At 46.6% G+C, this 26,503-nt stretch carries 11 protein-coding genes; 7 read left to right on the top strand and 4 right to left on the bottom strand.

Annotation, left to right across the window (positions count from 1 at the left end; genetic code table 11):
- Positions 1 to 262 precede the first annotated feature (262 nt).
- Complete coding sequence (locus IQ257_RS14980; RefSeq protein ID WP_193879425.1) at positions 263 to 1,195, top strand: Rpn family recombination-promoting nuclease/putative transposase; 933 nt, start codon at positions 263 to 265, stop codon at positions 1,193 to 1,195.
- Positions 1,196 to 1,303: 108 nt separating this feature from the next.
- Here the strand turns inward: IQ257_RS14980 and IQ257_RS14975 are convergent, their stop codons facing one another.
- Complete coding sequence (locus IQ257_RS14975; RefSeq protein ID WP_193879428.1) at positions 1,304 to 4,867, bottom strand: EAL domain-containing protein; 3,564 nt, start codon at positions 4,865 to 4,867, stop codon at positions 1,304 to 1,306.
- Positions 4,868 to 5,342: 475 nt separating this feature from the next.
- Here IQ257_RS14975 and IQ257_RS14970 point away from each other — a divergent pair, with 475 nt between their 5' ends.
- The 4 genes from IQ257_RS14970 to IQ257_RS14955 all read left to right on the top strand — a co-directional run bounded on the left by IQ257_RS14970 (position 5,343) and on the right by IQ257_RS14955 (position 16,979).
- Entirely contained in the window at positions 5,343 to 6,233 is an 891-nt protein-coding gene (locus tag IQ257_RS14970; protein WP_193879432.1) for a carbohydrate ABC transporter permease, read from the top strand.
- A 290-nt stretch (positions 6,234 to 6,523) separates the two neighbouring features.
- Positions 6,524 to 10,177 (top strand): filamentous hemagglutinin N-terminal domain-containing protein, encoded by a 3,654-nt coding sequence (locus IQ257_RS14965; protein ID WP_193879435.1) that lies wholly within the window; start codon positions 6,524 to 6,526, stop codon positions 10,175 to 10,177.
- A gap of 291 nt (positions 10,178 to 10,468) precedes the next feature.
- Complete coding sequence (locus IQ257_RS14960) at positions 10,469 to 14,074, top strand: filamentous hemagglutinin N-terminal domain-containing protein (RefSeq protein ID WP_193879437.1); 3,606 nt, start codon at positions 10,469 to 10,471, stop codon at positions 14,072 to 14,074.
- A gap of 100 nt (positions 14,075 to 14,174) precedes the next feature.
- The gene (locus IQ257_RS14955) at positions 14,175 to 16,979 is read left to right on the top strand and encodes a CHAT domain-containing protein (protein WP_193875221.1); all 2,805 of its coding nucleotides are present in this window, start codon (positions 14,175 to 14,177) and stop codon (positions 16,977 to 16,979) included.
- Positions 16,980 to 17,318: 339 nt separating this feature from the next.
- Here the strand turns inward: IQ257_RS14955 and IQ257_RS14950 are convergent, their stop codons facing one another.
- The gene (locus IQ257_RS14950) at positions 17,319 to 17,465 is read right to left on the bottom strand and encodes a hypothetical protein (protein WP_193875223.1); all 147 of its coding nucleotides are present in this window, start codon (positions 17,463 to 17,465) and stop codon (positions 17,319 to 17,321) included.
- 41 nt (positions 17,466 to 17,506) lie between these two features.
- Between IQ257_RS14950 and IQ257_RS14945 the strand changes: the two genes are divergently transcribed.
- Complete coding sequence (locus IQ257_RS14945; RefSeq protein ID WP_193875225.1) at positions 17,507 to 20,146, top strand: CHAT domain-containing protein; 2,640 nt, start codon at positions 17,507 to 17,509, stop codon at positions 20,144 to 20,146.
- 3 nt (positions 20,147 to 20,149) lie between these two features.
- On the opposite strand, the gene IQ257_RS14940 is transcribed toward IQ257_RS14945, so the two are convergent.
- Positions 20,150 to 21,031: a hypothetical protein gene (locus IQ257_RS14940; protein WP_193875227.1), complete on the bottom strand. Its 882-nt coding sequence runs from the start codon at positions 21,029 to 21,031 to the stop codon at positions 20,150 to 20,152.
- Between the two features lie 506 nt (positions 21,032 to 21,537).
- Here IQ257_RS14940 and IQ257_RS14935 point away from each other — a divergent pair.
- Entirely contained in the window at positions 21,538 to 26,226 is a 4,689-nt protein-coding gene (locus IQ257_RS14935) for a filamentous hemagglutinin N-terminal domain-containing protein (protein ID WP_193875229.1), read from the top strand.
- Here IQ257_RS14935 and IQ257_RS14930 read toward each other — a convergent pair.
- A complete protein-coding gene (locus IQ257_RS14930; RefSeq protein WP_193875231.1) occupies positions 26,187 to 26,372 on the bottom strand; it encodes a hypothetical protein in 186 nt (61 codons plus the stop codon). The two genes, IQ257_RS14935 and IQ257_RS14930, sit on opposite strands and share 40 nt — an antisense overlap.
- Positions 26,373 to 26,503 lie beyond the last annotated feature (131 nt).

Raw genomic sequence — 26,503 nt, 5'->3', positions numbered from 1 at the left:
GGTTTGATGGGCGTCTCTTGCCAAATGTTTCAGAATTTGTAATTCTACATCCATTGTCCTACTTAGCTTCCAGAGTTTTTTCTTTTAATCCCTTTATTCAGAATACTCGGAAAGTGACAGAAGAGGGCTAACCGTTGAATTGAGATCGGTAGCGATCGCTTATGCATACTAGTTTATATTAGTCAACCTCGTCTGTGTAGGACTAATGGCTAACCCTCCTCTTACAATTGCTAAATAATTCATGACTTAGGACAAATTATCTATGACTTTTATCAACCCCAAAACTGACTTTGCCTTCAAAAAAATATTCGGTTCTCCCGATAGCAAAGATGTTCTTATTAGCTTCTTAAATGCAATTCTCTATCAAGATAGACCCGTTATCGAAGATTTAGAAATCCTCGATCCCTATCTTGCACCCCAAATCAAAGGTGCAAAAAATACTTACCTTGACGTTAAAGCCAAAATTACTGGAAATAAAACGGTCATTATCGAAATGCAAGTGCTACACGTCGAATCCTTTGAAAAGCGGATTCTCTACAATGCAGCTAAAGCCTATTCTGTCCAACTCAAAACTGGAGAAGATTACCGCCTCTTAAATCCAGTGATCGCTCTAACTATAACGGATTTTAAGATGTTTGACGCCATCGATCATTTTATTTCCTATTTTGTTCTCAAAGAAAAGCACGTTCTTGTCAATTATCCAATTGGTGATTTGGAACTCGTATTTGTTGAACTTCCCAAATTTGACAAAGCCTTAGATGAGTTAGAGACTCTAGCTGATAAATGGATCTATTTCCTTAAAAGCGCCCGTCTCTTAAACTCAGTTCCAGAACCTTTACAGCAAAATCCTCCCATTCAGAAAGCCTTTGAAATTGCTCGTGAAGCCAATCTCAGTCCTAAAGAAATGGAAGATTTAGAAAAACAGGAAATTTTCATTCAAGATCAACGTGGTGTCATTGAACGAGCGCTCAGGATTGGTATGGAACGCGGTATGGAGCGTGGTATAGAACGTGGTATTAAAGCTGGAAAAGTTGACTTAATCCTACGTCTACTAACCCGTCGTTTCGGTACACTTGAACCCAGCATTACCAATCGCGTCTCGGAATTATCCGTTGAGCAATTCGAGAACCTTGGAGAGGCGATGTTAGATTTTAACAGTACAGAGGATTTGAACCATTGGTTACAAACTCATTAGTGAGTCGAAAAGTACATCGTGCTGCCCTGAAAAGTTATAGGATGTTTCGTCGCATTGTGAGGTACATTTAGTTTTCTTCCCCACTCCCCACCCCCTTAAATTACCTTGTTAATTCACCATCAACACCCCAGTTGTTAAGGCATCCTGAGGCTTTTGAAATAAGTATCCCTGAGCATATTCGCAATGAAGGGCGCGGAGTTGAGCTAATTGTTGAGTTGTTTCGACGCCTTCAGCGATAACTTCCATGCCTAGGCTATGTGCCAGCATGATAATCGTGCGCACAATTTGCAAGGGTAGAGTGTTGTCCTTATCTTCCATCTCCTCAATGCCCTCGCCCTCGCTAATGCTACCAATAAGAGACTGGTCAATTTTCAAGGTATCAATTGGAAACCGATGCAGGTAGTTTAAGGAGGAATAGCCTGTACCAAAATCATCAATACACAATTCAATTTTTCGGGCTTTCAGTTGTCTGAGAATAACAGCAGATTCCTCCGGATTTTCGAGTAAACAACTTTCAGTAATTTCAAGCTTCAAGTCACCGCCACTCAGCTCTGTTTCTTGAAGTATCTGATCAATTTGAGAAAGTAAATCGGGTTGCCAAAATTGCTTGCTGGAAAGATTGACGTACATGGTTAATGTATCTGTTGTTACTTGTATTTCAGAAGTGGTGTTGACAAAGTACTGCCAGCGCCTTAACTGGTTACAAGCTTCGCGAAACATCCACCAGCCAATGGGAATAATCAGCCCCGTTTCTTCTGCCATGTCCATGAATTCAGCCGGATAAACCAAACCCTTCGTTGGGTGCTGCCATCGCAACAGTGCCTCGAAACCCTCAATGCGGTTAGCAGTTAGGGATAAAATTGGCTGATAGTGGATCTCAAATTCTTGATGCTCTACAGCCCGTCGTAAGTCCGTTTCTAATTTCAAGGCGCTGACAGCACTCTGGTGCATCGTTAAGTTAAATACTTCATAGCGTCCCCGCCCCAAAGCCTTGGCGCGGTACAGTGCTGTATCTGCATCTCGCAGTAAATCCTCCGGTTTATCGTAGTCAGTTGCACGAGACTCTTGAGGCACCTCTTGACTGATCACGATGCCAATACTGGCTGCCGTAAATACTTCGTGTCCGTCTAAATTGAAGGGTGCCATTAGTGCTTGCTGAATGCGTTCGGCGATACGAGTCGCTTGTTGAGTCTCTTCGATATTCTCTAACAGAATCGTAAATTCGTCCCCTCCCAAACGAGAAACGGTATCTTCTGTCCGCAGGCAGGTTTCTAATCGACGGGCAATTCCCATCAGTAAGCGATCGCCTACGAGATGTCCTAAGCTATCATTAACGACTTTGAAGCGATCCAAATCCAAAAACAGAACCGCAAATCCACACTCAGAACGTCGTTTCGCCCGCTCCACCGCCTGATTCAATCGATCCATAAATAATGCACGGTTGGGCAATCCTGTCAAGGCATCGTAAAATGCCCGTTCTTGCAGTTGCTCTTTTGCTAACTTATGCTCCGTAATGTTTTCTACGGTGCCTTCGTAGTAGAGCAGTTCGCCGTTACTATCCCGAACCGCACGGGCATTCTCCGTAATCCATATCACGCTGCCGTCTTTACAGTAAACCTGGGACTCAAAATCTGAAACAGCATCATTTTCTTGCAGTAGGCAAATAAACTCTGCCCGTCGCTGAGAATCGACGTAGAGCTGATGCTCAATATCCGTTAGGCGTTCCATCAGTTCACTCGGATTGGAGTAGCCATACAGCCGTGCCAAGGCTGGGTTGGCACTGATAAAATGCCCGTCAGTAGTGGTTTGGAAAATGCCTTCCAAGCTATTTTCAAAAATGCTGCGATATTTTGCTTCTGCTTGTTGGAGGGCTTCCTCTGACTGCTTACGCTCGATTGCTGCTCCTAACTGCGCGGCTACTGTAGAAATCAGCTCCACCAATCGTCGATCCTCTTGGCGAGATTCAAACATAAAAAAGGCAAGCACTGCCAAAACTTCGTCATGGGCAATGATCGGTACAGCAAATCCAGCCTTGAGTCCGCAAGCTTTTGCTAGATGCGATCGCACGAAAAAGGCATCCGGTTGGCAGGAAACATCGGGAATCCACTCAGGCTGGCGAGACAACCAGACTCGTCCTGGCAGTCCTTTATCTGGAGTAAACCGCAGTGTTTGACTATGACGGCAAAATTCCTGCAAATCAATGGATAATTTGTCTAACAGGACAGAAAAATGAGACTCTCCTGCCCTCCTATCTCTTGCTTCCTGGTGTTTACCTTCCTCAATACTTCTTTCCCAAACCGTCGAGCATTCTAAAACCTTGCCGTCAGTACTCTTAATCCAAGCTTCACCCAAGTCCCAGTTTGTCGCCTCGCACACTTTACTCAACGTCACGTATAGGGCAGATTGGAAATCAGAGGCTCCATCAATGGCTTGGGTTAAGGTTTGCAATAAGTGAATTTCTTCTAACGCCCGCTTGCGTTCGGTGATATCTGCGATAAAACCTTCTAGGGATTGCAGTTCATCGATCGCAGATAGGATACCCCGACCTTGTTCCCAGACCCACTTCTGGCTACCCGTGGCTGTAATAATACGATATTCTAGCTGATAGGGTTGGTTCTGCTGGAGAGCCCCTTGCACCTCTTGAAAAATGCGATCTCGATCGCCCGGATGTATGATTTCGGCAAACGAAATGGTTCGATTTGCAATTAAATCCTGGGGGGAGTAACCCGTGAGACTAAAACACCCTTCGCTGACAAACTCCATCGTCCAGTGTTCGTCAAAATGACAGCGGTAAGCCATGCCGGGTAAGTTGCTCATGAGGGTAGAGAGCATTCGCTGGCTTTCTTTCAGCGCGGCTTCTGCCTGTTTTTGTTCGGTGGTGTCGAAGGCAGTAACCAGCACACCAGACTCTCCTTGGAAATCAATCGTCCGGGTACTAACATCCAGCCAGCGCACCTCAGCGGTTTTGGTGAGGATTTTGACCTCAAAATGGCAGGAAGAGGGTTGGCTGAGATGGGCTGTCAAAACTTCGCTATCTGCCCGTACTAACTCCCAAATATTCTGTCCTAGTAATTCTGCATGAGTGTAACCGGTGATTGTACACAGTGCCTTGTTGAGATAGAGGAGTCGGTTGTTTTGGCAGATAAAGGCAGCGGCGGCTATTGTTTCTGCTAAAGTCCAGAATTTAACCGCATTCCCACAGAGGACGTTAGGTATGAGCGAATGGTTTTCGACTGGCTGAGGGCTTGCTTGAAAAATTCCCAGCAGCACGAGTTCGCTATTAAAACTTACAAATCGCAGGGAGGCTAAACCTGGGATGAGCGTACCGTCTGTTTTTTGCAGTCTGACTGGGTAGTCGCGGAGGTATCCTTGGGTAGTCAACACTTGCCATAAAAAGTCCCGTTCGCTCTGGTTGCGGTAGAAGTCGGGAGTCAGATCATAGGTTGAACGATAGGGTTCATTGGCGTATAAAATAGCACCATCTGCAATGCGGAGGATAGCTAAAGGAACTGGAATAGTTTGGAACCACGTTTTTACCAGTTGGGCTTCCCTTCCACAGAAAGCAGGTGGTAAGGGATAGGGCATCTGGGACAGGATTTCTACGGGTGTAGTGTTTTTAAACAGAGAGTTGTATTTGACTTCTAAACGTTCCACGGTTGCTTGAAACTCCAATGAATAGCACCTCCAAATCCTTTAGGATTGAGTGCAGGGCGCGATCACCTTCTACTTCTGCTGTGGTTGTCTGCTTTGCGATCCCTAACGCGATTGCTTCAAGTTACAAAAATTTTAACGATAGATAGCACCGTGAATACAAGGAATGGTTTGACTTGAACAGTAAGTGTGACAATACGCTCTAGTCTTTCTCGGATGGCTTGGGCATCATCTTGACTGGAAGATAGTGTTAACTCCGACTATCAGCATGGCTTTGAGATAGGTTGTCAGTTTGAATGTTCTTGAGAGACAAACTCTAGCCACCACCACAAAACCAGTCTTACCAGACTCAACTCAAGCTACTTGCTGTCATATAAGAGGGTAAATAATAAGAGTACAGTAAGGTCAGGGGAAGAAAACAGTTAAGTAGACTACACTTAACTGAGTTAACTTGATCACCCTCTCAGCGCAATTGCCAAATATTTTCGCTGCTCCGATGCCAAAGGATTCAATTCTTATCAAACGACACCTCACGCCTTACCTATTTATGCTACCTGCCGTGGCTATCTTAGGGCTGACTGTTTTTTATCCGGCACTGCAAGCCTTTTACGTGAGTTTCACTCAGTATGGATATGATCTAACCCAGACTCCTGAGTGGATAGGTTTGGCAAACTTTCAACGGCTGTGGACAGACCGTGTTTTTTGGCAGACGTTGGGAAATACACTGCTGTATCTCGTCGGTGTCGTGCCACTGTTGGTGGTGCTGCCCCTGAGTCTAGCAATTTTGGTAAATCAGAGGCTGCGTGGAATTAGCTGGTTTCGAGCCGCTTTTTATACACCGGTCGTGATTTCAATGGTCGTTGCTGGGATTGCGTGGCGGTGGCTGTATGCTGAGAACGGTTTGTTCAATCAACTCCTCCAACAACTCGGCTTTGAGAAAGGCATTCCCTGGCTGACGAGTCCAGATTGGGCAATTTTTAGCGTCATGGCGGTGACAGTATGGAAGGGCTTAGGTTACTACATGGTGATTTATTTGGCAGGGTTGCAGTCGATTCCTGCTGAACTTTACGAAGCGGCTGCCATTGATGGGTCTGATGGTTATCGGCAGCACTGGGACGTGACGGTGCCGTTAATGCGTCCTTATTTGGTGTTGGTGGCGGTGATTTCTGCTATTTCTGCCACAAAGGTTTTTGAAGAAGTCTATATCATGACCCAAGGCGGACCTCGCAACAGTTCCAAGACGGTTGTTTACTACTTGTACGAGCAAGCCTTTGATGAGTTTGAATTCAGTTATGCTTGCACGATCGGATTGGTTTTATTTTTGGGTATTTTGGGCTTGTCGATTATAAATCTCACCTTATCTCAAGGACGCAACCGCTTGGGCTAATCTTCTGGGACTGACAGGTTACTTCGTTCCTACTAGAAAACCATTAAGCTTTACGTTTTTTTAATGATCTATTTATTTAGATTTAATTAAAATTAAAGATGTTTGGAACTTACACACAGCATCTAGATTGATTCCTAAGAAATACACTTAATATAAATCTATTACCTAGGAAAAACCAGCAAAAAAATATTTTATCCTTGATTTGTTTTCATCTTTTATTGATAAATAAAATAAACTGGCTATAGTTCAATTCGATTACTAAGGGGGCTCACGTGAAAGTAGATTATAAAATGTCCAAAAAATTAAAGATAGCAGGAGTTGTGGCGTGGAGTGGGCTAATCGCAGGGACAGCACAACCGACCCTAGCCCAGATTACCCCCGATACCACCTTGGGAATAGAAGAGTCTGTAGTAACACCCAATGTGACTATCAAAGGACTGCCTGCCGATTTGATTGAGGGCGGCACCCAGCGCGAGGCTAATCTATTCCACAGTTTCAGCGAGTTGAATGTCCAACAGCAGCAGCGTGTTTACTTCGCCAATCCCATCGGTATTGAAAACATTTTCTCTCGCATTACTGGTAATGACGTTTCCGACATTTTAGGAACACTGGGAGTCAATGGAGGAGCTAACCTCTATCTACTCAATCCCAACGGTATTATCTTCGGTTCAAATGCCAAGCTAGATGTCGCGGGTTCATTTACAGCATCGACGGCTAACTCTATTGTCTTTGGCGATGGCATGGAGTTTAGTGCCACCAATCCTCAAGTGCCCCCCCTATTGACGATTAATGTCACTCCTGGATTGCAATATGGACAGTTTAACAAAGAAGGTGCGATCGCTAATACGGGCAATTTAGCCACAGGACAAGATTTAACACTGGCAGCGGGAAATCTGAATTTACAGGGTTCTCTTCAGGCGGGTAGAAATTTAACCCTACAAGGGGCAGATACAGTACAGATACGCGACACAACAACCCATCCCTTCATTGCCTCTGCTGGAAATCAACTCTTAGTGGAGGGTATCAAGGGGATTGATATCTTGGCGTTGAATTATCCTAGCAGTGGCTTATTTTCTGGGGGTGATTTGGTATTACGTTCAGGAAATACTGTCAGAGGGGATGCTCATTACACCACAGGGGGGAATTTCCGGCTTGAACAGTTGGATGGAACTCCAGGAGTACTAAAAAGTCCCACTGATCCGGTAATTCGTGCCAGTGGGGATGTAATTTTAGGAGGTTATCAGGGAGCCTCACTACACATTTTAGCTGGGGGAAGTGTGACGATTCTGGGGGGTGTGATCATTGGTATTCCTGACCCTATCAACGGACTGGTTGAGACTATTACCTTATCCGATGACACAACCGTATCAATTAACGGGAAAACGCAACCGACTTTAGATATCCGAGCTGGGACTACAGCAGTTGGTAGTCCTTCAATCATCGATACTCCCCCAGTGCCAAGTACCTTAACTACATTACCCCCCCTAGATACGAGTATTCCAACGAGTGCAGATATTACTATCGGCGGTATTGTTAATCAAGGGGGAGTGGTCTTTTTAACCAATCAGTATCAGCCCAACCTATCGTTACCGGGTGGTACGATTACCGTCAATTCCCTAACGACAGTGCCGGGAGTTACTGGGGCGATTACCACGGCTAATCCAATGGGGAATGGTGGCTCCGTTACTATCGATTCTAGAGGTAGTATTGCCCTCAATGACCTGGTTAACACTTCTGGTTTAGGACAGGCAGGCGATATCAGGCTTTTGGCAAACGGCGATATTACCACGTCTGACATTTATTCTGTAGGTGTATTGGGGGGGACTATCAACCTTACCAGTAATGGCACCTTATCTCTAGACAATAGCCTTATTCTCAGTGCTAGTCTTCTGCCTTTTAGCCCTCTACCTATTCGTGGTGGTGATATTAATGTCAAGACAGAATCACTTTCCTTAACCAATGCTGCTCGACTGATTGTGGGGACTTTTGGGGCAGCTCAAGGAGGGAATCTGAATGTAAGGGCATCTGAGTCTATTCAACTGAGTGGAACACAGGCAGATAGTAAACTATTAGACACCCTATTAACAGCAATTCCGCCGCTGAGTGACTTTTTAGCAACACTCCCCCCAGAAGCCGTCAAAACGCTAATAAATGCCCCCGGTTCACCAATCAACAGTCCTGCCACTTCCCTATTATCCATAACAGCAGGGACTGGTACTGGTGGTGATGTGACTGTTCAAACGGGGCGAATGACTATCTTAGACGGTTCTGAGATATCTGCTTACAGTTTTGCTCAGGGATTGGGGGGAAATGTAACCGTCAAAGCCTCTGAAGCCATAGAATTAATTGGCACTACCCCCCTGAATATTCCCGGTGGTTTATATACTCAGTCTTATGGAGCTGGAGATGCTGGAGATATCAGTATTGATACGGGACGTTTGGCAATCCGAGATGGCTCAGGCATATCCACCAGTACCTTTAGTCAGAGTAGGGGCGGAGATTTGATAGTGAATGCGGCTGACTCCGTTGAGTTGAGTGGCACTACACCCGATGAACAGTATCCTTCCCTATTGGGGGCTGGAACTAGAAGTTCTGGTGATGCTGGAAACTTAACCGTAACAACCAGACGGTTAATTCTGCGGAATGGAGCAGCAGTAGGAACAACATCTTTTAGCGAAGGTAACGCCGGAAATTTGACTGTCAACGCCTCGGAGTCTGTCGAACTGATGGGAGTATCAGCCGTTAATGGAATTCCCGGTGGCTTATCGACAGATACGACTGAAACCGGAAATGGGGGAATATTAACGATTAATACGAAGCGATTGAGCGTTCGAGATGGCTCAATTGTATCCGCCTCTACCTTTGGTTCCGGTGAGGCGGGGAGTTTATTCGTCAACGCTTCTGAGTCTGTCGAACTAAGTGGAACATCAGCAGCAGGTATTCCCAGTGGTTTGTATTCTCAGGGGTTTGCTGCCGGAGATGGTAACAACTTGGCAGTTGAAACCCAACAGCTAACGGTTAAAAATGGAGCCAGAATAACGGTTTCTACGGGAACTACTGAGGATGACTTAGTGAGGTTTACCAGTGGTAATTATGATTTTGGGGCTGGATTGAGGTTGACATTTGCCGATGAAGCGACAGGAGATGCAGGGACGATGAGGATTGCTGCTAACTCGATTCGACTGGATAACGGAGGTGCTTTAATCGCTAAAACTGTATCCGGTGAAGGGGGTGAAATCATGCTGAACGCGCAGGACTTCATTGAGATGCGGCGCAACAGCCTGATTTCTGCTGAAGCTTCGGGAGGTGAGGGTAACGGCGGTAACATCACCATTGATACAGAATTCTTAGTAGCTGTTTCTGAAGAAAATAGTGATATTGTTGCCGATGCCTTTGGTGGTGATGGCGGTAATATTGACATTACGGCTCAGAGTATTTTTGGTCTAGAATTCCGCCCCCAGCGAACTCCAAAAAGCGATATCACAGCTAGTTCTCGATTTGGCTTGAACGGCAATGTTACCCTTAATACCCCAGATGTTGATCCAAGTAGTGGCTTAACCCAATTACCCAGCGAACCCATTGATGTGGAAGGATTAGTAGACCGCACTTGTCAGGCAGATGCTCAACAAAACGCCAGTGAGTTTGTTGTTACCGGACGGGGCGGATTGCCTCAGCAACCGACTCAGCCGTTAGTTAGTGAAGCGACTATTGCTGATTGGGTGCCCCTAGAGTCTGAAATTAGCGATAGCGAAGCGCTGCTGCGAAGCGCAAATCCCTCAGAAACGCCTGCCATGATACTAGCAGATAGTTCTCCAGTTAAACCCATTGTAGAAGCTCAGGGATGGATGGTCGATGACAAGGGCAACGTCATCCTGACAGCATCAGCTCCCGATCTGACGCCTCAAGATCCTCAGTTCAATCCCAGTTCTTGCCGTCGTTCCTGAATGGGTAGGTAGATTCAGAAGTTCTGGAGTTTAGGCGTCAGAAAAATTAACTCCTCTTTTAACTTAATAACTCCAGACTCCTAACCCTACTCTATCGCCTATCATAGACCTCAGGAAGACTAACAAAAACCCGAATCAAATACATTTTTGTGTTAAGAGGATAAAAACAAAAAAACAGGGAGCAGTTGTTATTTTTGTCAAGAATCTCAAGGGGGTTTTAAAGTTAAGGTGAATGGTTTAGTTGTTACTCATTGAATGATTAAGCTAGCTTGATAAAAGGTAGGGTATAAAATGTCCAAAAAATTAAAGATAGCAGGAGTTGTGGCGTGGAGTGGGCTAATCGCAGGGACAGCACAACCCACCCTAGCCCAGATTACCCCCGATACCACCTTGGGAATAGAAGAGTCTGTAGTAACACCCAATGTGACTATCAAAGGACTGTCTGCCGATTTGATTGAGGGCGGCGCACAGCGCGAGGCTAATCTATTCCACAGTTTCAGCGACTTTAATGTCCAACAGCAGCAGCGTGTTTACTTCGCCAATCCCATCGGTATTGAAAACATTTTCTCTCGCATCACTGGCAGTCAGGTTTCCAAGATTTTAGGAACACTGGGAGTCAATGGGGGAGCTAATCTATATCTGCTCAATCCCAACGGTATTATTTTTGGTGCAAATGCCAAATTAGATGTACCAGGCTCCTTTGCAGCATCGACAGATAACTCTATTATCTTTGGCAATGGTGTGGAGTTTAGTGCCACTAATCCTGAAGCGCCTCCCCTATTAGCAATTAACGTTACTCCTGGACTCCAATATGGACAGGTTAACCCCAAAAGTGCAATAGCAAGTACGGGTAATTTAGCCGCCGGAGAAGATTTAACCCTCATCGGCAGTAATCTGAAGGTGCAGGGTTCTCTACAGGCGGGTAGAAATTTAACCCTAATTGCCGCAGATACGGTACAGGTGCGAGACACGACAAGCAATCCCTTTATTGCCGCTGCTGGAAATCGGCTATTCATTGAAGGCGTTAATCGTCTCGGTATTTTTGCCTTGAACCATGCTGAGAGTGGGTTATTTGCTGGGGGTGATTTGGTATTACGTTCAGGAAATACTGTCACAGGAGATGCTCATTACACGACTGGGGGTAATTTCCGACTTGAACAGTTAGATGGAACTCCAGGGATGTTAAAAAGTCCCAATGATCCGGTGATTCGTGCCAGTGGGGATGTAATTTTAGGGGGTTATCAGGGCGTCTCCTTGCATATTTTTGCCGGGGGGAGTGTGACGATTCCTGGTGGTGTTTTTATTACAGGCTCAGACGTACAGGATGGAATTGAGGAGAATATCACACTCTCGGATGGCACGACAGTATCAATTAACGGCAAGACTCAACCAACTTTAGATATTCGAGCAGGTACTACGGCAGTGGGGAGTCCTGGTATTGAAGATACTCCTCCTCCCTCGGGAGTTATAGTTCCCCCCTTCCCCAACCCGATTGGTGCTGCCACGAGTGCAGATATCACGATTGGCGGTATTGTTAATCAAGGGGGAGTGGTCTATTTAACCAATCAGTATCAGCCGAACCTATCTCTACCGGGTGGTACGATTACCGTCAATGGAGTAACAACTGTACCGGGAGTCACGGGAGCGATTACCACAGCTAACCCAATGGGGAATGGTGGCTCCGTTACTATCGATTCTAGAGGTAGTATTGCCCTCAATGACTTGGTTAACACCTCGGGTTTAGTACAGGCAGGTGACATCAGGCTTCTGGCGAATGGCGATATCACGGTATCTGAAATCCTTTCTCTGGGAAGCTTGGGAGGGGCTATCACCTTTACGAGTAATAGCACAATATCAGTGAGCGATCGCTTAATTACCAGTGTCAGTACGTCCCCTATACCCGGTACGACTGGTGGTGATATTAACATTAATGCCCGATCGCTTTTATTAAAGGATGGCGCTCGCATTATTGTTGCTACATTAGGCGCAGCTCAAGGGGGAAATATGAATGTAACCACCTCTGAGTCTGTGGACGTTACGGGAGTATCGAGCAATCCGACGGATAATTCCTTGGCTACTTTCTTGGCTACTTTCTTACCTGAGGCTCAAGTATCTGGCGCTCAAGGCTTACTGATACAGAATCCGGGTAGTGGTTTATATGCCATAACTGCTCTCGGAACTGGAGATACCGGAAACGTCAATATTACAACAGAGAGATTGAGTGTCAGGGAGGGAGCAGAGGCATCAACATTTACGTTTGGTCAAGGAAGTGGTGGTAATTTAACAGTGAATGCGTCAGACGTGGAATTGATTGATATTAGCCCCATGAATGTCGGCGGTTTGTTTAGTGAGAGTCAAGGTATTGGAGATGCTGGAAATTTATTGATTAATACAGAACGATTGATTGTCCAAGGCGGACAAAATATATCCACGAGTACTCGCAATCAGGGACAAGGCGGGAATTTGACGGTGAACGCCTCCGAGTCTGTGGAACTGAGTGGAATATCAGTAGATGGTCAGAGTGCCAGCCTCTTGGCTGCTGCGACTCTAGGTACTGGTGATGCTGGAGATATGACAATAAATACTAGGCGATTGACGCTTCGAGATGGAGCATTAGTAGCAGCGCCGACCTTAGGTCAAGGTAATGGCGGGAAATTAACCGTCAATGCCTCTGAGTCAGTAGAAGTGATTGGCAAATCACCGATTAATGTGATTCCTAGCAGCATCGCTACTGATACCTTTAATACATTAAGTAACCCAACGAATGCCGGAAATGCTGGAGACTTAACAATCAACACGAGACGGTTGAGCGTCCGGGATGGCGGCTTGGTGACAGTATCGACTTGGGGCGATGGTGCAGGCGGGAGTTTAGTTGTTAACGCTTCTGAGTCAGTAGAGCTCAGTGGAAAATCAGACACTGGTTTTCCCAGTGGCTTATATTCTCAGGGGTTTGGTAGTGGAAATGCTGGTAACTTGCAGGTGAACACTGAACAGTTAACTGTTCGGGATGAGGCACGGGTAACAGCCGCTACTGGCACCACAACTAGCGACTTGAGCGTTCCCAGTGGCACATTGACGTTTGGAAATGTCGCCGGACTGATTTTGCCCACCCAAGCAACTGGGAATGCAGGTATGATAACTATCGCAGCCAACTCCATTCGGCTTGACAATAAAGGCTCTCTGATTGCGAGAACTGTATCGGGTGAAGGGGGTAACATCGACCTCGAAGCGCGAGACTTCATTGAGATGCGCCGCAACAGCCTCATTTCAGCCGAAGCTTTGGGCGGCAATGGGAATGGGGGTAACGTTACTATTGATACGCAATTCTTAGTAGCTGTTTCTGAAGAAAATAGTGATATTGTTGCCGATGCCTTTGGTGGTGATGGCGGTAATATTAACATTACAGCTCAGAGTATTTTTGGTCTAGAATTCCGCCCCCAGCGCACCCCAAACAGCGATATCACTGCTAGTTCTCGATTTGGCTTGAACGGCGATGTTAACCTTAATACCCCAGAGGTTGATCCGAGTAGTGGCTTAAGCCAATTGCCCAGCGAACCCATCGATGTGGAAGGATTAGTAGACCGCACTTGTCAGGCAGATGCTCAACAAAACGCCAGTGAGTTTGTTGTCACCGGACGGGGCGGACTGCCTCAGCAACCCAATCAGCCGTTAGTTAGTGAAGCGACTATTGCTGATTGGGTGCCGTTAGAATCAGAAACCGACGGTCAACCTGATGTTGTCAGCGCCACCCCGACAAAAGAGTCCCCAGTCAAAACCATTGTAGAAGCTCAGGGGTGGACAGTCGATCAGCAAGGCAATGTTGTTCTAACCGCCGTCGCCTCCGAAGTGACGCCTCAGCGTCCTGGGTTCAATCCTAGTTCCTGTAAGGGATTGTGAGTTGATGCAGAGCAGGGGAGTGGGGAGTGGGGAGTGGGGAGTGGGTGAAACTGTTCCATTGGCAAGATGTAAGTTACTTAATTTAATACAGTGATAGATTATGACCAGAAAACGGCATCCACCTTATCAGCGCTTGCGATCGCTTTTCAGAGCTATCTCACCTTTCGATAGCAGTCAGAGAGGGCGGGTAAAACGCCTCAGCAGGCACATAAATCTCACTCCCTTACCCCCGAAAAAGGGGTGGAGTTGGTTCCTCCTAGCGCTAGTTGTAGCATTTTTGTGTGCAGTGGGTTCGCCGACGTTCGCAAAAGCTCCCTCAAGCCGATTGCCGATTACTACGGCTTCTTCTTCGCTTCCTGTTTTCCCGTCTCCCTTAAAGCAACTCGACAGAAAGTTCTACACCCTTGCCCTCGATTCCCCGGTTTCCCAATCTCCAACCGCAGGCTTAGTCGAGCAAGGCAAAACTCTTTATGAAACGGGGCAATTTACCCAAGCCGTAACGGTTTTGCAACAAGCCGCTGATGCGTATCAAGCCCAAGGGGATACTCTCAAACAAGCAACAGTACTGAGTAATCTCTCCTTAGCTTATCAGCAACTGGGGTTGTGGTCGCAGGCAACCGATGCCATCTCAACCAGTCTCGCCCTTTTGCAAACAGAAAAAGCCGCCGAATCCCCCGCACAACGCCAGCGAATTCTTGCCCAAAGCTTAGATATTCAAGGTCGTCTGCAATTAACATTAGGACAAACCGAGCAAGCTTTAGTCACTTGGCAGCAAGCGACTGCCCTTTACCGTCAACTCGGAAATGAGGTTGGCGAAATCAAGAGCCAAATCAATCAAGCGCAAGCGATGCAAGTTTTAGGGTTTTACCGTCGCGCCCTAGCCTTGCTCAACCAGGTTCAGCAAAGTCTTGAGGCTCAACCGGATTCCCTAACTAAGGCAGTTGGGTTGCGCTCCCTCGCTGATGTTCTGCTACTCGTTGGTGACTTGCCCCGCTCCCGCGAAACCCTAGAGCAAAGTTTGCAGATTGCCCGGAATTTGCGATCGCCTCAAGATACTAGTGCTGCCCTATTAAGCTTGGCAAATACAGCTCGTCAACAGCAGCAAACCCAAGAGGCTCTAGATTTCTACGAACAAGCGGCTGCCGCATCAAACTCTCCAACCCTAACCATTCAAGCTCAATTAAATCAACTCAGCTTTTTAGTCAAAACTGAAAAGATTCAGCCAGCTCTACCCTTGTGGCGTCAAATCCAGACTCAACTTGATGACTTACCCCTGTCTCACCCAGCTATTTACTCCCGCATCAACTTTGCTCAAACGTTGATAGCACTCAAACAGTACTCAGAAAATCAGTCTCAGGAACTGCAAGCCGGTTTTCCAGACTGGACAATGATTGCTCAACTGTTGGCAACAGCGAGTCAGCAAGGGAAGAGTCTGGGAGACACAAGAGCACAAGCCTATGCCCTCGGCACTTTGGGAGGACTTTACGAACAAACTAATCAATTTGAAGAAGCGCGAGAGCTAACTCAACAAGCCTCAGTGCGGGCTCAATCTATCCAAGCCTTAGATATTCTGTATCTGTGGCAGTGGCAACTTGGACGCTTGCTCAACAAACAAGGAGATACTCAAGGAGCGATCGCGGCTTACAGTGGAGCAGTTAGTACCCTACAATCTCTCCGCAGCGATTTGGTGGCGGTGAATTCTGATGTCCAGTTCTCATTTCAAAAAGGTGTTGAGCCGATATATCGGGAGTTGGTGGAGTTACTCTTACCAGAAGATGATAGCCAAATTGATCCAGAACGGCTTGAACAAGCCCGTCAGGTGATTGAATCGTTACAGTTGGCTGAACTGGATAACTTCTTTCGGACGGATTGTTTGAGTGCCAAGCCTGTCAAAATTGACACCCTTGATCAACAGGCGGCGATTATTTATCCCATTGTTCTGCAAAACCGCTTGGAAGTGATTCTCAGCTTACCTCAGCAACCCTTACGTCATTACACCACCATCATTCCCCAAAACCAAGTTGAAAGTACCTTATTAGAACTCCGCAAATTTCTGCCCCAGCGTACCAGTCGGCAGTATATACCCCTTGCCCAAGAAGTTTATGATTGGTTGATTCGACCCACGGAAGCTGCTTTAGTCGAAAGTGAGGTTAAAACGTTGGTATTTGTCCTCAACGGCTCCCTGCGTAATATTCCTATGGCGGCTCTTTTCGATGGTGAGCAGTATTTGCTAGAAAAGTATGCGATCGCTCTAACCCCAGGACTAGAGTTACTCGAATCTAAACCTTTGACCCAAAGAGATCTCAGGGTTTTAACCGCCGGACTCTCCGAATCCCGTGGCGTCTTTGGAGCCCTGCCTAATGTAGAGAGAGAACTCAAAGAAATTCAAGATCTGATGCCTGGAGAGTTGCTGCTCAATGACCAGTTTACCAAAACCATCTTGCAAAATACCCTCGATCAAGGGTCTTTCCCGATAGTACACCTAGCCACTCACGGTCAGTTTAGTTCAAAGGCTGAGGGGACATTTATCTTAACCTGGGACGATCGCATTGATGTCAATGAATTAAATAATTTACTAGAAACAACTGACTTACGGGGCTCAAATCCGATTGAATTACTGGTTCTCAGTGCTTGTGAAACCGCTAAAGGAGATGATAGAGCGGCGTTGGGAATTGCTGGTGTGGCAGTAAGAGCCGGCGCTCGCAGCACACTGGCGACGTTGTGGCTCGTCGATGATGAGGCAACCTCAAAGCTGATGGTTCAGTTCTATGACGAGTTAACCAAGGAAACGGTGACGAAAGCTGAAGCCCTGCGCCACGCTCAGTTAGCTATTTTGCAAGATCCTAAATATGGGCGACACCCCTATTATTGGGCACCGTTCGTATTTGTGGGGAATTGGCTTTAAGTTCTAAAGGTGTATCAAAAATATCTAGAAAATCAACTAAAAGAGAAGGAATTACTCTTGTTCAATCTGATGATTCATGTCCTCCAGGATATTAAAGAAGTCAGTTGAAGAAGGTTGGTTTATCATAGTCACACTTGGGTCAGTTTCTGGGATGATTGTTGGGGTATTGTTCAGGATTTAATGAGACTTAATTGCAATAAGCTAGAGTATTATTTAAGAGGTATGAGGGCTATGGATCTTATTCTATCAATGTTTTAGCTTTCATGTCGCCCCCTCAGGTGAAATTACACAATCTTCAAAATCTCGAATATTGCGGGTTGCGAGAGGTAATTGATATTTTCAAAACAGACTCAATGGAAGGAGTGCGATCGCGTTTGGGGTATGGGTAAGGATTGCGATCGCGCTTTCCCTTTCCCCAGATACGCCCGAACACCAGGAATTGAAGCTGTTTGATGGTGATGTGCGATCGCTTTGAGGAGATGGCATTAAAATCCCTTACAATACCCTTTTAACTGGGGGGGAAGACTATGGTAAAGAAACGGTCTGGATGGGGGCGTAGAATTTTAACCCTTCTCAGAAATGTGGTCTTGGGACTCCTTGTTACCCTGTGGATTGGGTTGAACCCTAGCACAGCCGGATTGAAACGTTTCTTCCCCCATCTGCCCTCCTTGAGTCTAGGGGAATTAGCCGTTCTAGCTATCACCGATGGCACACACTTCGCCCAACAGGGTAGAGAACTGTACCAGGCAGGGCAGTTCGCTGCCGCCGCCACTGCTTGGGATGCCTCAGCTCAGGCGTATCAAGAGCGCGGGGATGAACTGAATCAGGCAAAGATACTCAGCTATCTGGCTTTGGCGTATCAGAAACTGGGACAATGGACTCAAGCCAATGACGCGATCGCTAAAAGTCTAAAACTCTTACAAAGTAACTTAACTCAGAGCAATAGTGGCAACCCATTACTCATTCTCGCCCACGCCCTGAACACTCAGGGGAGTCTACAATTCGCTCAAGGTCAACTCGAAACTGCCCTAGGGAGTTGGCAACAAGCTGCGGCTACCTACGCTCAAGCTGATGATCAAGCAGGTCAAATTGGTAGCCTGATTAACCAAGCCCAAGTCCAGCAAGCATTAGGATTTTACTTGCGGGCGCGGCAGACCTTAGCTGGAGTAGAACAGTCTCTTGAGTCTCAATCCGACTTACAACTCAAAAGTACGGGGTTGCTCAGTCTGGGTAATGTTCTCCGCTTGTTAGGTGAGGGGGATGAGTCGCGACGGGTCTTGCAAGCAAGTTTGACTGCCGCTCAACAATCAAAATCCCCCTCAGATCTCAGTGCTATTCTTCTCAGCTTAGGGAACACTGCCCGCGCTCAACAGGATAGTGAAGCGGCATTAAGCTTCTATCAACAGGCTATCGCCCAATCCACGTCCAAAATCACTCAAATTCAGTCTCAACTCAATCAATTAAGCCTGTTGGTAGCCGCTGAACGGTGGTCAGAGGTTCAAACCTTATTGCCCCAAATTCAGTCTGAGATTACTAATTTACCCCCTTCTCGCCCTACCGTCTACGCCCAGATTAACTTTGCCCAAACCCTGATGAAGATGGACAGAAAGCGAGCTGAGGAGCAGGCTGAAATTCCCCAGTCAAGTGCGAATCTCCAATCTACTGCCCAGCTCCTAGCTACAGCCACACAACAGGCTAAACTGTTGCAAGATCAGCGATCGCTCTCCTTAGCTCTCGGTACTCTAGGGGAAGTGTACGAAGATGCCCAACAATGGTCAGACGCCCAAGACCTAACCCAACAAGCCTTAGCCCTGTCCCAAGGGATTAACGCCTCAGATATTTCCTATCGTTGGCAGTGGCAACTCGGACGCCTGCTCAACGTGCAAAAGGATGAACCAGGAGCCGTTGCCGCTTACGGAGAAGCCGTTAACACTCTCCAGTCTTTGCGCAGTGACTTGGTGGCAGTTAATTCAGAGGTGCAGTTTTCCTTCCGGGAGACGGTTGAACCTGTTTACCGAGAGTTTGTCAGTTTACTTCTGCAAGATAAAACCTCTCCAGAGCGGTTGGAAAAAGCTCGCAAGGTGATTGAGTCTTTGCAGTTAGCCCAACTGGATAACTTCTTTCGGTCAGCTTGTCTGAATGCCAGCCCCGTGGAAATCGACAAAGTTGACCAGCAAGCGGCTGTAATTTATCCGATTATCCTACCAGACCGCCTGGAAGTCATCCTCAGCCTACCCCAGCAACCCCTGCGTCACTACGCCACGTTTCTACCCCAGGAGCAAGTTGAGAGTACCCTCAGCAATCTTTACATCAATCTAACTCAACGTCTCGGTCAGGGGTATTTCCAGCTTTCTCAAACCGTTTATGACTGGTTAATTCGACCCGTAGAGACTGACTTAGTCGCCAGTGACGTCAAAACGCTAGTCTTTGTTCTGGATGGAGCGCTGCGGAATATTCCCATGGCGGCTCTCTACGATGGTGAACAATTTTTACTGGAAAAGTATGCCGTTGCTCTGACTCCAGGACTAGAACTGCTAGACCCAAAGCCTCTCGCTCAACGACCCTTAAAAGTATTAACGGCTGGACTTTCCGCAGCCCGTGAGGAGTTTCCTGCCCTGCCTAATGTTGAACTTGAACTGAATGAAATTGAATCGCTGCTACCGGGTGAATTGTTTCTCAATCAAGAGTTTACCCAAACCAATATTCAAAATGCCCTCACTCAGGTTTCTTTTCCTGTAGTACACCTAGCGACTCACGGTCAGTTCAGTTCCAATGCTGAGGACACCTTCATTCTCACCTGGGATGCTCGCATTAATGTCAAGGACTTTAATAACTTATTGCAAACCAGAGACTTACACGGGTCAGAACCTATCGAACTACTGGTACTCAGTGCCTGTGAAACGGCTAAAGGGGACAACCGTGCAACTTTAGGAATTGCTGGAGTTGCACTACGGGCGGGTGCCCGTAGCACCCTGGCAACCCTCTGGTCAGTTAGCGATGAAGCCACAGCGGGACTCATGGGTCAATTTTACCAAGAGCTAGCTAGGGGTTCCCTTACGAAAGCTGAAGCTCTGCGTCGTGCCCAATTATCAGTTTTGCAAGACCCCACCTACAGGCAACACCCCTATTACTGGGCACCGTTTGTATTGGTGGGGAATTGGCTTTAGGGGTTATTGGTTACTCAACCCCTTACGTCTCAGCAAGGAACTAGCTCCGAGAATACTAAATGCCAGGATAGCGCCCATTGAAGAGGGTTCGGGAGCCTTTTTACAATTGCGTTCCACATCGTCGGCTGTAAACGAGGACTCTTCACTGTCCAAATCGACAATAGCGAAGCAGGCGCTATTTTGCAGCCTAACGGATTGACCCGGTGCTAAGGTTAGCTGGGTTAGGTTACCTTGCAGGGTTGGATTATCTAGACTTGAATTCGCATTCGACAACGTTGCCGAAGCTACGGGGAGATTAATTTGAGAGACAGTGCGAGCCTCAGGGGTACCAGATGATTGGTTAGCAATTAAGGAAGTATTCACCAAAGCGGTAAAGCTCACCTGATTTGTACTCGCTACATTATTCGTACTATTACTTCTAAATTCCCCCGTGAGCTGCTGATAGGCAGTTACCTGACTCGGTGCCCCCCGTCTCCCCGAAAAACTGTAAGTAAAATCATGAGAAAATAGAATTAAGTCATTAATATTAAAGGAGCTGGTATTGGTGGTAGCGGCTGTTACTTCATACTCTCTGAGGGTTAATAGTACACCCCCTAATTGTTGACCCGTTTCATCAACGAGCGCCCCGCTCCCCCAAAGCGCCCGCAAAAAACCGCTAACGGTTGCAGTATTACCAGAGCTATCGGTAACGGGTTGATTAGTAAATCTAAAGTCAATAATATTTGAAGTGGAATTAATGTCTCCGGCTTGATTATCTTGGAGGTTGTTCGTTATCGTAGTCCCTCCCAAGGAAAGGGTGAGGGCTTTGGCAGGACTAGGGTTACAGAACATCCCCAGGGCTAGTCCCGCGCCTGCTAATTGAAATAAATGTTTCAGTTTAATCATTTGTCTCCTGGTTAGTCAATAGTATTGAATTTTTGAGTGCCTTAAAACTAGCTTTTTCTTGGGTATGATCAACAAAAAGCTATCTCTTTATATCGAAGGTTATGGTTTTTTCAGAGAAAATTTATTGATAGTAACAGCTAACTAAGAGGAAACCTTAGGGTTAACTCGGTGCTGTTACTTATGATGTTCAGATTAGCTTACCCTTAAGCAGCAAAACAAGGGATTTCTGGAACTTCATTAAAAAAACAAACTTATCTGTTTTCCTCGTTTCACTGAATAATCAGCCACAAGTCTTGATTGACAAGGAATTAGCCCTTATTTTTTGATTAAATTTTTATGAAGGAATTGTAAAGAAGAAGACTTGGTTATTTGACCGATGTGTACCCCCCAAGGCTAAACTGATGAGAGTGACTCTCCCCTGCTAAGATTGACACCAATCTTAATAAAAAATAAGACCTGTACAGGTGGCGATCACCGATAATAATAGAATTCATTCTTAACCTCAAATGACTTGCAATCAGAGAGTTGACCAACGGTTATCAAGTTTGGTCAGTCTTGTGACAGCGATTAGCTTAACCCTCTCGCTGGCAGACAGGGCGTTAACCCAAATTGTGCCCGATAGCACCTTGGGGGTTGAAGGTTCGGTAATGAATCCCAATGGTAATATTCAGGGGTTGCCAGCCGACTTGATTGAAGGGGGGGCAATTCGCGGCGTGAATTTGTTCCACAGCTTCTCCGAGTTCAATATTGGAGATGGGCAACGGGTTTATTTTGTCAATCCTACGGCAATTGAGACGATTTTCAGTCGAGTAACTGGCAGCAATCAGTCCAATATTCTGGGAACTCTCGGGGTATTGGGTAATGCCAACTTATTTTTGCTTAATCCCAATGGGATTATCTTTGGACCCAACGCTCAATTAGATATTAGGGGTTCATTTACAGCCAGCACCGCAAATCGTTTCACGTTTCCAGATGGCAGTGAGTTTAGTGCTACCCATCCTCAAGCACCACCCTTACTCACCATTAATGTTCCCATCGGGTTGCAATACGGGTCACAGCAACCCAAGGCTACCCTGACTAATTCTGGTAATTTAACAGTGGGTGAAAATTTAACCCTAGCTGCTGACACTCTTGACTTACAAGGTCAGCTAGTTGCTGGGGGAGATTTAACACTGCAAGCCGAGGATACGGTGCAGGTGCGTGATAGGGCAACTCATCCCTTTATCGCATCCGCCGGAGGTCAGTTGTTGATTCAGGGGAATCAAACGCTGGATATTGTTGCCTGGAATCATCCTGATAGCGGCTTCTTTTCGGGTGGGGATATGGTACTGCGTTCTGCCAATAGGATAGGAGGCGATGCTCATTACTCGAGTGGTGGAAATTTTCGAGTGGAAACCCTAGATGGCAGTCCGGGGAGTTTGTTTAGCCCCAAAGACCCGATTATTCTGGCAACAGGAGATGTGACTTTAGCAGAATTTTTTGGCGCTTCACTCCATATTTTGGCGGGTGGTAGCGTTACCCTAGGCAGTATTTTTATCGAAACGACGGATGCAGGGGCAAATACAATTAATCCGGCTAACCCAGACCCCTTCCTGGCGAGTTTGGCGAATGTGACGTTATCGGATGGAACACCCCTCACGATTGATGGCAGCAATACTGCCACATTAGATGTGCGGGCGGGAATTGATTGGTCTTTACTACCAAATTTTCCTGGAACTACAGGCATCGGGATTGCCCCACCCCCTTCTGCAACAGCAACGAGTGCTGATATTACGATTGGCGATATCGTGGTTTTTGATCTGAATACAGGTAATGGGGGAATTGTCTTTTTAACCAATCAGTTCTTGCCCAACCTATCTCTACCTACCCCCAATGGTATTACCGTTGACTCAATTGACACTAGAGATCTTAATGGGGGTGGTGCGGCGATTATCGATGCAGGCAGTAGCATTACCCTCAATGGCGGTAGTGGTGGAGAGTTTATTACCTCTGCCATTGATACCTCTCCTTTTTTTGGGCTAACCGATGGTAATGGGGGTGATATCACGTTGCTGGCAGAGGGGGATATTAGGATTCAAGCTCCCATTATTTCTGATGGCTTATTGAGCGGAACGATTACCCTCACTCTTGAGGGTAATATCTATATCGAAGAGAACCTCTCTAGTCGGAACTTTGGGTCTGACTCCAGCACAACTGGGGGAGATATTACAATTACAGCTAATTCGTTCTTCGCTACCGAGGCAGCACTGTCTACCCGGAGTATTGGCAACGCAAATGCAGGCAATGTGAGTATTGCTGTTAATGATACCGTTTCCTTAGAGGGCGGGGGTATTTTCAGCGAAACTCAGGGACAGGGTAGAGGTGGTGACGTTGATATCACTGCATCAGTAGTCTCTTTGACGAATACTAAGCTAGATTCCTTGACTCTGGGACAGGGTGATGGAGGAGATGTAGTGATTGAAGCTAGGGATAGGGTGTCCTTTGATGGTGGCACTGTCCAAAGCCGCACTCTGGGAGGAGGGAAGGGAGGGACTATTGATATTACAGCACCCCAATTGTATCTGACGAATAATGCGTTTTTAGATTCGAGTACTTCAGCAACTGGGGATGCTGGAGATGTAACTGTTCAAGCAAGGGAATTAGTCTCGTTGGATAACGGTGCCGGAGTTTTCAGTCGTGTGGAAACGAACGCCGATGGTAATGGGGGTGATATTATCATTGGGACGGGGGAACTTACCCTAACGAATGGAGCATTTTTAGATGCCAGTACCTTGGGAGAAGGAGATGCTGGCAATATCGTTGTAGATTCCCGCTCACTTTTCTTAGACAATGAAGCTAAACTCATTGCCAGCACCTCAAGGGAAGGGAATGCAGGTGATATTTTAGTGCAAGATGCTGACTCGGTTTCCCTGGATAATAGTTCTATCTCAACAGCAGTAAATGCTGGGGCGACGGGAGAAGGGGGTAAGATTGAACTTCAAACCGGCACACTTACCCTGAACAATGGCGCGTTTTTGAGTGCGAGTACTTCTGGAGAGGGAAGTGCTGGGAGTATTTTGGTACAAGATGCTGACTCGGTTTCCCTAGATAACAGTTCTATCTCAACAGCAGTAAATCAGGGAGCAGTATCGACTCAACCGAGTAACATTGAAATTCAATCGGGTTCTATTTCCCTCACCAATAACGCTCAAATTAATGCCAGTACTTCGGGTACTGGGGATGCAGGCAGGATTTTAGTCGAGAATGCTGACTTAGTTTCCCTAGATAATAGTTCCATCTCAACGGCAGTAAACGCTGGAGCAATGGGCGAAGGAGGTAAAATTGAGCTTCAAACTGGGACACTTTCCCTGAATAATAACGCTCAAATTACTGCCAGTACAGCAGGACAAGGGAATGCCGGCGATATTTTGGTACAGAATGCTGACGTAGTTTCCCTCGATAGTAACTCTCAAATCAATGCCTCTACCTCAGCACAGGGAAATACTGGACAGATAGTTGTGCAGGCACAACAGGCACTATCCTTAGCGAATGACAGTCAAATTAGCACGGCGGTAGAAGCAGGAGCAGTGGGGAACTCTGAGGAAATCATACTGCAAACGCGATCGCTTTCCCTCAATAATGCTCAAATTTCAGCCGCGACTTCTGGAGAGGGGGATGCAGGCAGTATTTTAGTGCAAGATGCTGAGTCAGTTTCCCTAGATAATAGTTCCATCTCAACAGCAGTGAATCAGGGAGCAGTCGCCACTCAACCGAGTGACATTGCAATTCAATCGGGTTCGGTGCTCCTAAGAAATAATGCTCAAATCAATGCCAGTACTTCCGGTACTGGGGACGCAGGCAGTATTTTAGTGCAGGATGCTGAGGCTATTGTCCTAGATAATAGTTCCATCTCAACGGCAGTAAACGCTGGAGCAATGGGTGAAGGAGGTAAAATTGAACTTCAAACCCGGATACTTTCCCTCAACAATAACGCTCAAATCAGTGCTAGTACTGCGGGAGAAGGAAATGCTGGTAGCATTAACCTGACAACTGACCAAATAACGATTCAAAATGGTTCCCAAATATCAGCAGCAACGACAGAAACGGCGGGGGGTTGGGGTGGCAGCATTAGTGTGAGGGGGAATACCTTCAAGGTGGCTAATGGGGGGCAACTCCGTACCACAACGGCAGGTAGTCAAAACGCTGGGGATATCACCCTGATTATTCAAGATAACATCAACCTATCCGGGGCAGGCAGTGGACTATTTGCCAACACCACTCCGGGTTCAACGGGTAATGGTGGCAGTATTTTTGTTGATCCTAGAATTGTAACGATTCAGGATGGTGCAGGAATTGCGGTAGATAGCCAAGGCACGGGGACAGGCGGTAATATTGAACTCCAAGCTGGCTCTTTGTCCCTGGAAAATCAAGCCTTTATCTCAGCAGAAACAGCCAGCAATACGGGTGGCGATATTAACCTACAGGTACAGAGTTTATTGGTGTTGCGCCACGGTAGTAAGATCTCTACCACCGCAGGAACGGCTCAAGCAGGTGGTGATGGCGGTAATATCACCATAAATGCTCCCTTCATCTTTGCTATTCCAGCAGAAAATAGTGATATCACCGCCAATGCTTTTGAGGGTCGAGGGGGGACGATTAAAATTACCACTCAGGGTATTTTAGGGCTAGAATTTCGCGATCGCCTCACCCCTTTGAGTGACATCACCGCTAGTTCTGAGTTTGGTGTCGATGGTGTAGTGGAAATCAACAATCCAGAGGTTGATCCCACTAGCGGCTTAATTAACTTACCCACCAATTTAGTGGATGCCACTCGCTTAGTTGCCCAAAACTGTTCAGCCGATAAAGTTGGTACTACTAGCCAACTCGGTGAATTTGTGATTACCGGGCGCGGCGGTTTGCCATCCAACCCGAACGAATTGCTCAATAGCGAGATACTCTGGCAAGATTGGCGCTTACTCAATGATGAAAGCACCTTATCGAATGATGAACACCCACCCAATCATTCATCATTCATCCTGCCTAATTCGGCTATTCCTCCCATGCGGCAAATCGTGGAAGCGCAAGGATGGGTAAAAAAGCCGGATGGGACAGTCATGCTAGTTGCCCAAACTCCCAGCGTTACCCCCTACAGTTCTGGGTTAACCTTCCTGGCTTGTCAGGGTGTGCCATCTGCTAGTGCCGCGCCGCAGGAATAACCCACTAGTAGTTCCGGCTTGCTGAATAAGGGCTGAGGTGAGCGCAGAGAGCTGGGGAAGCTGGGTAAGTCGCCGTACATTTTTGCTGATAGAGATGCAATGGTTTTGATGGGTTTGAGCTGATGAGCTTGTCTCTGATGGCTCACCCATGCATAAATCTATGGGAACCATAGTTATTATCTATGGAAAAAATATTTATTTTTGTAACGAATGAATCTATAATAAATATTAAGATTTGCTTAAAAATTTTTTGTCCTCTATTTTTCACCCATTAGCT

It is taken from the genome of Coleofasciculus sp. LEGE 07092 (genome assembly GCF_015207375.1).
Classification (GTDB): Bacteria; Cyanobacteriota; Cyanobacteriia; order Cyanobacteriales; family Coleofasciculaceae; genus LEGE-07092.
The sequence above is the reverse complement of the archived record's forward strand: the minus strand, read 5'-3'. Positions and strand labels throughout refer to the sequence as shown.